At 59.8% G+C, this 12,301-nt stretch carries 10 protein-coding genes; 7 read left to right on the plus strand and 3 right to left on the minus strand.

Annotation, left to right across the window (positions count from 1 at the left end):
* Window positions 1–811: 811 nt before the first annotated feature.
* Window positions 812–1,528: an SIMPL domain-containing protein gene (locus KGB27_RS18995; RefSeq protein ID WP_192417392.1), complete on the minus strand. Its 717-nt coding sequence runs from the start codon at window positions 1,526–1,528 to the stop codon at window positions 812–814.
* Between the two features lie 326 nt (window positions 1,529–1,854).
* Between KGB27_RS18995 and KGB27_RS19000 the strand changes: the two genes are divergently transcribed.
* The 4 genes from KGB27_RS19000 (at window position 1,855) to KGB27_RS19015 (ending at window position 6,455) form a co-directional block, all read left to right on the plus strand.
* Window positions 1,855–3,117: an ATP-binding protein gene (locus KGB27_RS19000; protein WP_008037438.1), complete on the plus strand. Its 1,263-nt coding sequence runs from the start codon at window positions 1,855–1,857 to the stop codon at window positions 3,115–3,117.
* A complete protein-coding gene (locus KGB27_RS19005; protein WP_008026845.1) occupies window positions 3,110–3,670 on the plus strand; it encodes a response regulator transcription factor in 561 nt (186 codons plus the stop codon). The genes KGB27_RS19000 and KGB27_RS19005 overlap by 8 nt, the downstream gene beginning before the upstream one ends.
* Window positions 3,671–3,767: 97 nt before the next feature.
* Complete coding sequence (locus tag KGB27_RS19010) at window positions 3,768–5,495, plus strand: ABC transporter ATP-binding protein/permease (protein ID WP_008037437.1); 1,728 nt, start codon at window positions 3,768–3,770, stop codon at window positions 5,493–5,495.
* A 210-nt stretch (window positions 5,496–5,705) separates the two neighbouring features.
* Window positions 5,706–6,455, plus strand: a complete 750-nt coding sequence (locus KGB27_RS19015; protein ID WP_031318393.1) for a FadR/GntR family transcriptional regulator — start codon at window positions 5,706–5,708, stop codon at window positions 6,453–6,455.
* 154 nt (window positions 6,456–6,609) lie between these two features.
* Here KGB27_RS19015 and KGB27_RS19020 read toward each other — a convergent pair whose 3' ends face one another.
* Entirely contained in the window at window positions 6,610–6,801 is a 192-nt protein-coding gene (locus KGB27_RS19020; protein ID WP_223555761.1) for a hypothetical protein, read from the minus strand.
* Between the two features lie 14 nt (window positions 6,802–6,815).
* Window positions 6,816–8,120 carry a phospholipase gene (locus KGB27_RS19025; RefSeq protein WP_223555764.1) on the minus strand — a complete coding sequence of 435 codons (1,305 nt, stop codon included), beginning with the start codon at window positions 8,118–8,120 and terminating at the stop codon, window positions 6,816–6,818.
* A 247-nt stretch (window positions 8,121–8,367) separates the two neighbouring features.
* Here KGB27_RS19025 and kdgD point away from each other — a divergent pair, with 247 nt between their 5' ends.
* The 3 genes from kdgD (at window position 8,368) to KGB27_RS19040 (ending at window position 12,301) form a co-directional block, all read left to right on the plus strand.
* Window positions 8,368–9,279: a 5-dehydro-4-deoxyglucarate dehydratase gene (kdgD, locus tag KGB27_RS19030; protein ID WP_008026855.1), complete on the plus strand. Its 912-nt coding sequence runs from the start codon at window positions 8,368–8,370 to the stop codon at window positions 9,277–9,279.
* A 60-nt stretch (window positions 9,280–9,339) separates the two neighbouring features.
* A complete protein-coding gene (locus KGB27_RS19035; RefSeq protein WP_008026857.1) occupies window positions 9,340–10,785 on the plus strand; it encodes an aldehyde dehydrogenase family protein in 1,446 nt (481 codons plus the stop codon).
* A 148-nt stretch (window positions 10,786–10,933) separates the two neighbouring features.
* The gene (locus KGB27_RS19040; RefSeq protein ID WP_008026859.1) at window positions 10,934–12,301 is read left to right on the plus strand and encodes an MFS transporter; all 1,368 of its coding nucleotides are present in this window, start codon (window positions 10,934–10,936) and stop codon (window positions 12,299–12,301) included.

A 12,301-nucleotide genomic window follows, 5' to 3' on the forward strand; every position in this document is an offset into this window, starting at 1 on the left:
GGCTCGGCGTTCCCTCGCTCCGGTCCTGCTCCGTGGGCCCGCCGCCATCGGCCATCCATGGCCGGGGGCGGCTAGCCCGGCATCCATGCCGGGCTGCCCACTGCGCAGAACCTCCACTCGGCCTCCCGAAGGGGCGGGCAGATCAAAATCAAAAGCTGCAGGCGAGCTAACGCTCGGCCTGATGAGTGGTGAGAAGCGGGTGTACGCCGACCTGCTTTTGTAGGAGCCGGCTTGCCGGCGATGGCGGCCTGTCAGCCGACCTGATTTCGCGGATGTACCACGCCCTTTGTAGGAGCCGGCTTGCCGGCGATGGCGGCCTGTCAGCCGACCTGATTTCGCGGATGTAATACGCCCTTTGTAGGAGCCGGCTTGCCGGCGATGGCGGCCTGTCAGACGACCTGATTTCGCGGATGTAATACGCCCTTTGTAAGAGCCGGCTTGCCGGCGATGGCGGCCTTCCAGCCGACCCGATTTCGCGTATGTAATACGCCCTTTGTAGGAGCCGGCTTGCCGGCGATGGCGGCCTTCCAGCCGACCCGATTTCGCGGATGTACCCGAACCTTTGTAGGAGCCGGCTTGCCGGCGATGGCGGCCTGTCAGACGACCTGATTTCGCGGATGTAATACGCCCTTTGTAAGAGCCGGCTTGCTGCGGGCGGCGTTCCGACGATGGCGTCCGAAACAGCGCCGCAAAATCCGGAATTTTTCGCCAGCAAGCCGGCTCCTACAGGATCGGGTGGCGTCGATTTTCCGGGGCCATAAAAAACGGCGATCACTCCGGTGATCGCCGTTTCTGTGTACGGGTTATCGAATCAAGGCATCAATACTTCAATCGACCCATCCGCCGTCATGCTGACCTGGCTGGTGCCGGCTTCAACTTCCGGCGTAACCGGTGCGGCATCCATGCTGGCCGCTTTCATCATCATCGGCCCACGCATGTACGGTTGTGGATAACCGTTGCTGTTCAGGTTCAGGTTGACGATTTTGTAACCCTTGCCACCCAGCGCGTCAGTCGCCAGTTGTGCACGGGCCTTGAAGGCGGTCACGGCGTCTTTGAGCAGGGCGTCTTCGCTGGCCTTGCGGGTTGGTGTGGCGATGGCGAAGTCCATGCCGCCCATTTTCAGGTCGGTGAGCAGTTCGCCGGTCAGTTTCGACAGGGCGGCGAAGTCGGAGCTTTCCAGGCGCAGTTCGGCGCGTTCGCGCCAGCCAGTGATTTTCTGGCCCTTGGTGTCGTAGATCGGGTAGCTGTTGCGGCTGCCCTGGCGCAGGGTGATGTCTTTGACTTGCTTGGCCTGGGCCAGCGCTTTGTTCATGGTGGTGCTGACATCGGCCGCGAGTTTGGCCGGGTCGGTATTTTGTTCTTCGGTGTAGAGAGTCACGATCATCAGGTCGCGGGCAACTTCCTGACTGACTTCGGCGCGCAGGGAAATCTGGTTGTAATGCAGCTCGTCGGCGGCCAGGGCCGGGAGGCTGGCGACGGTGCCAACGCTGAGGGCGAGAAGGGCGGCGCTGCGGCGGAAAGTGTGCATGAAAACTCCTTGGACGATGCGCAGGGGTTAGGTCCGAGCCTGCGTGAAACCATCAGACTCTAGCTTTAATGATCCGGTTCGCACAGTTACAACTTCTATACAGATGGTTGACCGCGTCGCGGCCTTCGCGGGCAAGCCTCGCTCCTACGCCAGAATGCATTCTCCTGTAGGAGCGAGCGGGCGGCGATCCGACTTGCCCGCGAAGGCGGCCTTATAGACGCGGCTGACATTCCTGCCATGTGGCCGTTTGCCGCACTTTTGCCTGTCAGCCCCCGTGCTTGGTTATACTCCGTGCGATCTGCCTGGAGCGCTCATCAGGAGAGCTCATGCTCGCCCCCGTTCAAATCACTTCCGCAACTCGTCAGAATCTCTGGCGGCTGACATTCATCCGCACATTGGTGTTGGCCGCTCAGGCCGGTTCCGTGGGCCTGGCCTACTGGCTCGACTTGCTGCCGCTGCCTTGGTTTCAACTGGCCGCGACCCTCGGTTGCTCTATGTTGCTGTGCGCGTTCACGGCGATTCGGCTGCGTACCTCCTGGCCGGTTACTGAGCTTGAATACGCCGTGCAACTGGCCTGCGACCTGTTTATCCACAGCGCCTTGCTGTATTTCTCCGGCGGCTCGACCAACCCCTTCGTCTCTTATTACCTGGTGCCGCTGACCATCGCCGCCGTGACGTTGCCATGGCGTTATTCGGTGATTCTGTCGGGCATCGCCCTGGCGATGTACACCTTGTTGCTGGCGGGTTTCTATCCGCTGCAAACCTTCCCGATTGCCCGGGAAAACCTGCAGGTCTACGGGATGTGGCTGAGCTTCGCCCTGGCTGCTGCGGTGATTACCTTCTTCGCCGCGCGCATGGCCGAGGAGCTGCGCCGGCAGGAAGAGCTGCGCGCCATCCGTCGCGAAGAAGGCCTGCGTGATCAGCAATTGCTGGCCGTCGCGACTGAGGCCGCCGGTGCCGCCCATGAACTGGGCACGCCGCTGGCGACCATGAGCGTGCTGCTCAAGGAAATGCGCCGGGACCATCACGATCCGATGTTGCAGGACGACCTCAGCGTGCTGCAGGATCAGGTCAAACTCTGCAAAGAAACCTTGCAGCAACTGGTGCGCGCCGCCGAGGCCAATCGCCGCTTGGCTGTGGAGATGCAGGACGTCACCGATTGGCTCGACGAAGCGCTGAACCGCTGGCACTTGATGCGCCCGGAAGCCAGTTACCGCTTCCAGCGCCTGGGCCAAGGCACCGTGCCACGCATGGCGCCGCCTCCGGACCTGACCCAGGCGCTGCTGAATTTGTTGAACAACGCCGCTGATGCATGCCCCGAAGGGCTGCAAGTGACGCTGGACTGGAATGCCGAGGACTTGACCATCAGCATTCGCGACCACGGCGCCGGTGTGCCGCTGGCCATTGCCGAACAGATCGGCAAACCGTTTTTTACCACCAAGGGCAAAGGTTTCGGCCTGGGCCTGTTTTTGAGCAAGGCCAGCGTGACACGCGCCGGCGGCTCAGTGAAACTCTACAGTCATGAGGAAGGCGGTACGCTCACCGAGCTGCGCCTGCCCCGTGTCGCCCGAGGAGACGAACATGAGTGAAGAGATCCAAGTCGAAGGCGAAGAACTGCCGCATTTGCTGCTGGTAGATGACGACGCCACGTTCACCCGCGTGATGGCGCGCGCCATGGCTCGCCGTGGTTTTCGCGTCAGCACCGCCGGCTCCGCCGAAGAAGGCCTGACCATCGCCCAGGCCGATATCCCGGATTACGCCGCGCTGGACCTGAAAATGGACGGCGATTCCGGCCTGGTGTTGCTGCCAAAACTGCTCGAACTCGACCCGGAGATGCGCGTGGTGATCCTCACCGGTTACTCGAGCATTGCCACCGCTGTCGAAGCGATCAAGCGCGGTGCCTGCAACTACCTGTGCAAACCGGCGGATGCCGATGATGTCCTTGCTGCGCTGCTCTCCGAGCACGCTGACCTCGACTCCCTGGTGCCGGAAAACCCGATGTCGGTGGACCGCTTGCAATGGGAACACATCCAGCGCGTGTTGACCGAACACGAAGGCAACATCTCCGCCACTGCCCGCGCCTTGGGCATGCACCGCCGTACGCTGCAGCGCAAACTGCAAAAGCGTCCCGTTCGTCGCTGAACCTGCGCTGAACAAATGCCGGCCGCGCCTCGCGACAAACCGAGCCGATCATCTATGATCGGTTCGTGCGTGTTCTTTTCTTTATCGAGCCTTTTCCATGAATCAGAACGCTGAATATTCCGCGGTCAACGATGCCGTGCGCGGGCAGTTTTTTCGCAAAGTCTGGGCGATGATCACGCCTTATTGGCAAAGCGAAGAGAAGGTCAAGGCCTGGACACTACTGATCGCGGTGATCGCGTTGTCGTTGATCAGCGTGGGGCTCTCGGTGTGGTTCAACACCTGGTACAAGGACTTCTACAACGCTCTGCAGAAGAAGGACGAAGCCGCGTTCTGGCAGCTGATTCTGTATTTCTGCGGGATTGCGGCGGTGGCGATCATCGGTGCCGTTTACCGGCTCTATCTGACGCAGATGCTGACCATCCGCTGGCGTGCCTGGCTCACGGAAAAGCATTTCGCCCGCTGGCTCGGCAACAAGAATTACTACCAGCTGGAGCAGGGCGGTTACACCGATAACCCGGACCAGCGGATTTCCGAAGACCTCAACAACTTCACCTCCAATACCCTGGAACTGGGCATCGGTTTGCTGCGCAACATTGTCAGCCTGGTGTCGTTCTCGATCATTCTGTGGGGCGTGTCGGGCAGTATCGAAGTGTTCGGTTTCACCATCCCCGGCTACATGTTCTGGTGTGTGCTGGTGTATGCCGTGATCGGTAGCTGGCTGACGCATCTGATCGGTCGTCGCCTGATCGGCCTGAACAACCAACAACAACGCTTTGAAGCCGACCTGCGTTTCTCCATGGTACGGGTTCGCGAAAATGCCGAGACTATTGCGCTGTACAACGGCGAACCCAATGAAAATCGTCGCTTGAGCCACCGCTTCGGGCTGGTCTGGCACAACTTCTGGGACATCATGAAGGTGTCCAAGCGTCTGACGTTCTTTACCGCAGGTTACCAACAGGCCGCCATCATCTTTCCGTTCATGGTCGCGGCCCCACGTTATTTCGCTGGCAAGATCGAACTCGGTGATCTGATGCAAATCAGTTCGGCGTTCGGCAATGTGCAGGAGAGTTTCAGCTGGTTTATCAGTGCGTACCAGAACCTCGCCTCATGGCGTGCCACTTGTGATCGTCTGCTGAGTTTCCGTCAGGCCATGACCGACAACGAAGAGCGCGCGCCGGCCATCGACGTACAGAATCAGGGTAATGGGTTGAAGATTCACAACCTGGGCCTCGATCTGGCGGACGGTCGGCATCTGCTGACCAATGCCGACATGACCGTGGAGGAGGGCGAGCGTGTGATGCTCAGCGGCCGTTCCGGCAGCGGCAAGTCCACGTTGCTGCGAGCGATGGGGCATTTGTGGCCAACAGGCCATGGCAGCATTCGTCTGCCGGCGGCGCGCTATTTGTTCCTGCCGCAAAAGCCTTATCTGCCGATTGGCACGCTGCGTGAGGTGCTGAGTTATCCACAGCCTGGCGAGACCTATCCGCAGGAACGCTACGTACATGTGCTGGAAACCTGTCGTTTGCCACACCTGGTTTCGCGCCTGGATGAAGCGAATCACTGGCAACGCATGCTTTCGCCGGGCGAACAGCAACGTCTGGCCTTTGCCCGTGCGCTGCTTTATGCACCGCAATGGCTGTACATGGACGAAGCGACTTCAGCGATGGATGAAGAGGATGAAGCTTCGCTGTATCAGGCGTTGATCGATGAGATTCCGGGGCTCAGCATTGTCAGCGTCGGGCACCGCAGCAGCCTGAAACGCTTCCATCCACGGCATGTGCGCATCGACAACGGCCATCTGGTGGACCAGACCGTAACCGCATAATCACCACAATCCCTGTAGGAGCGAGCGGTGCGGCGATCCGACTTGCCCGCGAAGAACGATGACGCGGTCTTAATTACAATCCGCGTAACGGCCTTCGCGGGCAAGTCGGATCGCCGCACCGCTCGCTCCTACAAAGGGGTGATGGTGATCGTACAACCGCGTTGAGCTATGATGCGGTTTCAGCCGAATTTTTCGAGACAGACGTTCACCATGGAAAACCCGATCGACGCACCACGCCTCCCTCGCAAGCGCCGCAGCCTCGCACAGGAATTGGTGACGGTGCTGTCCGAGCAGATCCGCGATGGTCACCTCAAGCGCGGCGACAAATTGCCCACCGAGTCGGCGATCATGGATGCCCATGGCGTCAGCCGCACCGTGGTGCGCGAGGCGATTTCCCGTTTGCAGGCGGCCGGGCAGGTGGAAACCCGCCACGGCATCGGCACCTTCGTGCTCGATACACCGAGCCCGAGTGGTTTCCGTATCGACCCGGCGACGGTGGTGACGCTGCGTGATGTGCTGGCGATTCTGGAGCTGCGTATCAGCCTCGAAGTGGAATCCGCGGGGCTTGCTGCGCAACGTCGCAGCCCTGAGCAGTTGGCGTTGATGCGCGCCGCCCTGGACGCCTTGAACGAAAGCGCGGCCCACGCCAGCGATGCCGTGGCCTCGGACTTCCAGTTCCACCTGCAAATCGCGCTGTCGACCGGCAACCGCTACTTCACCGACATCATGACCCACCTGGGCACCAGCATCATTCCGCGTACGCGCCTGAACTCGGCACGCCTGGCCCATGACGACCAACAGCACTACATGAGTCGCCTGAGCCGTGAGCACGAAGAGATTTACGATGCGATCGCACGCCAGGATTCCGATGCGGCGCGGGCGGCGATGCGCTTGCATCTGACGAACAGCCGCGAGCGGTTGCGTCATGCGCATGAAGAGGCTGAGGCGCAGCGGGGTTAATATTTCAACCCGGGTTACGGGTTGTCCGAGAGACCGCCATCGCCGGCAAGCCGGCTCCTACAGGAACTGTGTCGTACGCAAATTTTGTGTACGACGACAATCCTGTAGGAGCCGGCTTGCTGGCGATGAGTCCTGCGGCCGTTACACCACAGCGTCAGCCAGCACGAAGAATCGAACGATCCACCCTCACCGCCAACCGACCTGCACCGGGCTTGGCATCGAACACCACTTCCCCATGCTTACCCACCACCGCTTTGGCAATGGCCTTGCCATCAGCCAGCAATTCCAGCGGCGCACCCTTCAGCGAATCGCCCGAAGCCAATTCCAGTTTCAGTTTGATAGTCATCATCGATCTCCTTATCAGGCCACGTTGCCAGTCGGGTTGTAGTCCTTGAGCAGCAGGTAAGTGCTCCAGCCCCACCAGTCATCGACGGTGGCGGTGTCATTCAGGTTATTGACGTCCTTGCGCCGCAACACCTTGTTGCCCTCGACCTTGAACAGCGGCGAGAAATTGCCCGTCGGGTTCAGTACCGCTTGCAGATCAGGCAGTTTTTTCAATGCCGCGAAACTGCCGGGCGACGGAGCGATGCCGCTGAGGTACGTCGCGAAAATTTCATCCGCCGACACCTGGACCGCTAGATTGACCTGGGCGCGATTGGCGCTGTCGATTGCATCGAAGTAGCGCTTGTCGCCATACGCATGCCATTGAACGCCGTCACCGTTGCGCACATTGAGGCCGAACTTGCTGTCTTCGTCGTGCATGAAGCGGGTAATCAACGAGCCCAGGTCACTCGGCGTGACCACCGCTGCCAACTGTTTGCGCGGCACCCGCAGGTGGCCGGCGGAAAACAGGTCGGTCAGGTAGTGATCGGCGAAAGCGTTCATCGCGTAAGCCAGTTCCAGCGACGCGTCATCGCCACTGTTGTGGGCGACCACCGCTTGTTGCAATGCCGCCGTATGCCCGGCGATGTAGGCCAGCAGTGCCCACTCGGCGAAGTGGTCAGCGTTGTTGGCGGCCAGTTTCAGGTAGCGGCCCAATGGATACAGGGCCGAGACGAAACTGCCGCCGCCGGTGATCTTGTTCCACTCTTCCGACAACGTATCACCCAATGCGTCATACGCCTCGTGGGGCTGTTTGCCGTCCTTTATCGCCTGTTTAACCGCGGCGATTTCCTTCTGCATGACGCCGAGGATCAGCTTCGCTTCGGCATTTGACGCCGGCAGCACCGCCAGGGAATTGAAGGCCTCGGTAAAGCGCTGGATCCGGTCGGCAGCGGTTGCGCCTTCGCTGACCGGTTTGTCCGGGATTCCATAGAAATCACCGCCCAGTGCAACAACCTGCCCATACGTCAGGGCCAGGCCGTTAGGCAAATGCAACTCGACCTGCGAGGCCGTTATCGCCGGTGCATCTTTGGCGAAACGCAGCAGCGTGTTGTCGCCGATGGCGGTGTGTTCACCACCCTCGAACCTCAGCTGTGGCTTGCCTTTCAAGGCGTTGCCGGATGCAGGGGCGGATGGCTGGTGGGTGTCGGTTTGGTGCTCGTCGAGGCGCAGGACCAGATGGTCATTACCCGTAATGGCGATGCCGTTCTCGGTGAACAGATCATCCAGACCGGCAATGACCTGTTTTGGTTTTTCCTGAGTTTTTGTGTGTAGACCTGACATTTCTATCTCCTTGATATGTCGTCGGTATGTTTCAAGATAACTGTATGTATATACAGTTATTCAGAGCATAGAGGAGATCTTTCCTACGTCAAGAAAATACTTTTCCGACGCATAAATTTTGGGTGCGGCGATGAAATGCAGTTGACGGTTGTTTTTTAAGTTGTACGATGACCTACAACTTCGGCGCAGGCTGAACGGTTTTCTCACACACACATAAACAAACGTTGCTACCCAGGGTGTTCGAATAATGAATCCACAAGAACTGAAGTCCATCCTCTCTTCCGGTCTGTTGTCTTTCCCGGTTACCGATTTCAATGCTCAGGGCGACTTCAATCGCGCGGGCTACATCAAGCGTCTCGAATGGCTGGCCCCATACGGCGCCTCGGCTTTGTTCGCCGCAGGCGGCACCGGTGAGTTCTTCTCCCTGGCGGCCAGCGAATATTCGGAAATCATCAAGACTGCCGTCGACACCTGCGAAACCAGCGTGCCGATTCTGGCCGGCGTTGGCGGTTCGACCCGTCAAGCCATCGAATATGCACAGGAAGCCGAGCGTCTGGGCGCCAAAGGCCTGTTGCTGCTGCCGCACTACCTGACCGAAGCCAGCCAGGACGGCGTTGCCGCCCACGTTGAAGCCGTGTGCAAATCGGTGAAGATCGGCGTGGTGGTTTACAACCGTAACGTCTGCCGCCTGACCGCGCCGCTGCTGGAACGCCTGGCCGAACGCTGCCCGAACCTGATCGGCTACAAGGATGGCCTGGGCGATATCGAGTTGATGGTGTCGATCCGTCGTCGCCTCGGCGATCGCTTCAGCTACCTGGGTGGTTTGCCGACCGCCGAAGTCTACGCCGCTGCCTACAAGGCCTTGGGCGTACCGGTTTACTCCTCGGCGGTGTTCAACTTCATCCCGAAAACCGCGATGGATTTCTACCACGCCATCGCTCGCGAAGATCACGCCACCGTCGGCAAGATCATCGACGACTTCTTCCTGCCGTACCTGGACATCCGTAACCGCAAATCCGGTTACGCGGTGAGCATCGTCAAGGCGGGTGCAAAAATTGCCGGCTATGACGCAGGTCCTGTGCGTGCGCCGCTGACCGATCTGACCGGCGAAGAGTACGAAATGCTCGCCGCGCTGATCGACAAGCAAGGTGCGCAGTAACACACCCGATTAAACAAGGCCGCTGAGCAATCAGCGGCCTTTTGCGTGAGGAGAATTGTTGTGGCTGATACAAAGCGTTTCGATAACTACATCAACGGTGAATGGGTTGCCGGCAGTGAATACTGCGCCAACATCAACCCGTCTGAACTGACCGACACCATCGGTGAATACGCCAAGGCTGATCTGGCCCAGGTCCACGCCGCCATCGACGCCGCTCGCGCTGCGTTCCCGGCCTGGTCGACCTCGGGCATTCAGGCCCGCCACGACTCGCTGGATAAAGTCGGTACTGAAATCCTCGCTCGCCGCGAAGAACTCGGCACCTTGCTGGCTCGGGAAGAGGGCAAGACCCTGCCTGAAGCCATCGGCGAAGTGACCCGCGCCGGTAACATCTTCAAGTTCTTCGCCGGTGAAACCCTGCGTCTGTCCGGCGACTACTTGCCGTCGGTACGTCCGGGCGTCAACGTCGAAGTCACTCGCGAAGCCTTGGGCGTGGTTGGCCTGATCACCCCGTGGAACTTCCCGATCGCCATCCCTGCGTGGAAAATCGCCCCGGCCCTGGCCTACGGCAACTGCGTCGTGCTGAAACCGGCGGATCTGGTGCCGGGGTGCGCCTGGGCGCTGGCTGAAATCATCTCCCGCGCAGGCTTCCCGGCCGGCGTGTTCAACCTGGTGATGGGCAGCGGTCGCGTGGTTGGCGATGCAATGGTTCAGAGCCCGAAAGTCGATGGCATCAGCTTCACCGGTTCCGTCGGTGTCGGTCGTCAGATCGCCGTCAGCTGCGTGTCGCGCCAGGCCAAGGTTCAGCTGGAAATGGGTGGCAAGAACCCGCAGATCATCCTCGACGACGCCGACCTCAAGCAAGCGGTCGAACTGTCGGTACAGAGCGCGTTCTACTCCACCGGCCAGCGTTGCACCGCTTCCAGCCGCTTCATCGTCACTGCCGGCATCCACGACAAGTTCGTCGAAGCCATGGCCGAGCGCATGAAGTCGATCAAGGTTGGCCACGCGCTGAAAACCGGCACCGACATCGGTCCGGTGGTCTCGCAAGCTCAGCTTGAACAGGACATGAAGTACATCGACATCGGCCAGTCCGAAGGTGCACGTCTGGTCAGCGGCGGCGGTCTGGTGACCTGCGACACCGAAGGCTACTACCTCGCGCCTACGCTGTTTGCCGACAGCGAAGCTGCGATGCGTATCAGCCGCGAAGAGATCTTCGGCCCGGTGGCCAACATCGTTCGCGTGGCGGATTACGACGCTGCACTGGCCATGGCCAACGACACCGAATTCGGTCTGTCGGCGGGCATCGCCACCACGTCGCTGAAGTACGCCAACCACTTCAAACGCCACTCCCAGGCCGGGATGGTGATGGTCAACCTGCCAACGGCGGGCGTGGATTACCACGTTCCATTCGGTGGGCGTAAAGGTTCATCCTATGGTTCCCGCGAGCAAGGTCGCTACGCGCAAGAGTTCTACACGGTTGTGAAGACCTCCTACATCGGTTCCTGATTCACGCAATACCTGTAGGAGCCGGCTTGCTGGCGATCGCATCACCACGGTGTAAATGACACACCGAGGTGCCTGCATCGCCAGCAAGCCGGCTCCTACAGAACATCGTTATTACCCGCATAAAAATAATCAGTGGGAGTACATCTACATGCAAGCGACCAAGCCGACCCACGTCCGCTATTTGATTTTGCTCATGCTTTTTCTGGTGACCACGATCAACTACGCCGACCGGGCAACCATCGCAATCGCCGGCTCCAGCCTGCAAAAAGACCTCGGCATCGACGCGGTCACCCTCGGTTACATCTTCTCCGCATTCGGTTGGGCCTACGTGGCCGGGCAAATTCCCGGTGGCTGGCTGCTGGACCGTTTCGGCTCGAAAAAAATCTATGCGCTGAGCATTTTCACCTGGTCATTGTTCACCGTGCTGCAGGGCTATGTCGGCGAGTTCGGCATGTCCACGGCAGTGGTTGCGCTGTTCATGCTGCGCTTCCTGGTGGGCCTGGCCGAAGCGCCGTCCTTCCCCGGTAACGCACGCATCGTGGCCGCCTGGTTCCCGACCGCTGAACGCGGCACCGCCTCGGCGATCTTCAACTCGGCGCAATACTTTGCCACCGTGTTGTTCGCGCCGCTGATGGGCTGGATCGTCTACAGCTTCGGCTGGCAGCACGTGTTTATCGTGATGGGCGTGATCGGCATCATCTTCTCGGGCATCTGGCTGAAGGTGATCTACAGCCCACGCCAGCACCCGATGATCAACGACGCCGAGTTCAAGCACATCGCCGACAACGGCGGCATGGTCGATATGGACCAGGACAAAGGCAAAGGCAAAAAAAGCGACGGTCCGAAGTGGGACTACATCCGCCAGTTGCTGACCAACCGCATGATGCTCGGCGTGTACCTGGGCCAATACTGCATCAACGGCATCACTTACTTCTTCCTGACCTGGTTCCCGGTGTACCTGGTGCAAGAACGTGGCATGACCATCCTCAAGGCCGGTTTCATCGCCTCGTTGCCGGCGATCTGCGGCTTCATCGGTGGTGTGCTCGGCGGGGTGATTTCCGACTACCTGCTGCGTAAGGGCCATTCCCTGACCTTCGCCCGCAAGGCGCCGATCATCGCGGGCTTGCTGGTTTCCAGCAGCATCGTGGCTTGCAACTATGTCGATGTTGAATGGATGGTCGTCGGCTTCATGGCCTTGGCTTTCTTCGGCAAAGGCGTGGGTGCGCTGGGTTGGGCCGTGGTGTCCGATACCTCGCCGAAACAGATCGCCGGTCTCAGCGGTGGCCTGTTCAACACCTTCGGCAACATCGCGTCGATTACCACGCCGATCGTCATCGGCTACATCATCAGCTCCACCGGTTCGTTCAAGTGGGCGCTGGTGTTTGTCGGTTGCAACGCACTGGTTGCAGTGTTCAGCTACTTGGTGATCGTTGGTCCGATCAAACGTGTGGTGCTTAAAGAGCCACCGGTCAGCGGCCCTGAAACAAACAACAAATTGTCACAAGCGCATTCCTGA

The sequence above is a fragment of the Pseudomonas sp. BF-R-01 genome, from assembly GCF_019946615.1.
Taxonomy (GTDB): Bacteria; Pseudomonadota; Gammaproteobacteria; order Pseudomonadales; family Pseudomonadaceae; genus Aquipseudomonas; species Aquipseudomonas migulae.

Excerpts from the sequence above, each read along its gene's own strand:
- KGB27_RS18995 (WP_192417392.1), bottom strand. The coding sequence starts at position 1,528 with ATGCACACTTTCCGCCGCAGCGCCGCCCTTCTCGCCCTCAGCGTTGGC.
- KGB27_RS19000 (WP_008037438.1), top strand. The coding sequence starts at position 1,855 with ATGCTCGCCCCCGTTCAAATCACTTCCGCAACTCGTCAGAATCTCTGG.
- KGB27_RS19005 (WP_008026845.1), top strand. The coding sequence starts at position 3,110 with ATGAGTGAAGAGATCCAAGTCGAAGGCGAAGAACTGCCGCATTTGCTG.
- KGB27_RS19010 (WP_008037437.1), top strand. The coding sequence starts at position 3,768 with ATGAATCAGAACGCTGAATATTCCGCGGTCAACGATGCCGTGCGCGGG.
- KGB27_RS19015 (WP_031318393.1), top strand. The coding sequence starts at position 5,706 with ATGGAAAACCCGATCGACGCACCACGCCTCCCTCGCAAGCGCCGCAGC.
- KGB27_RS19020 (WP_223555761.1), bottom strand. The coding sequence starts at position 6,801 with ATGACTATCAAACTGAAACTGGAATTGGCTTCGGGCGATTCGCTGAAG.
- KGB27_RS19025 (WP_223555764.1), bottom strand. The coding sequence starts at position 8,120 with ATGTCAGGTCTACACACAAAAACTCAGGAAAAACCAAAACAGGTCATT.
- kdgD (WP_008026855.1), top strand. The coding sequence starts at position 8,368 with ATGAATCCACAAGAACTGAAGTCCATCCTCTCTTCCGGTCTGTTGTCT.
- KGB27_RS19040 (WP_008026859.1), top strand. The coding sequence starts at position 10,934 with ATGCAAGCGACCAAGCCGACCCACGTCCGCTATTTGATTTTGCTCATG.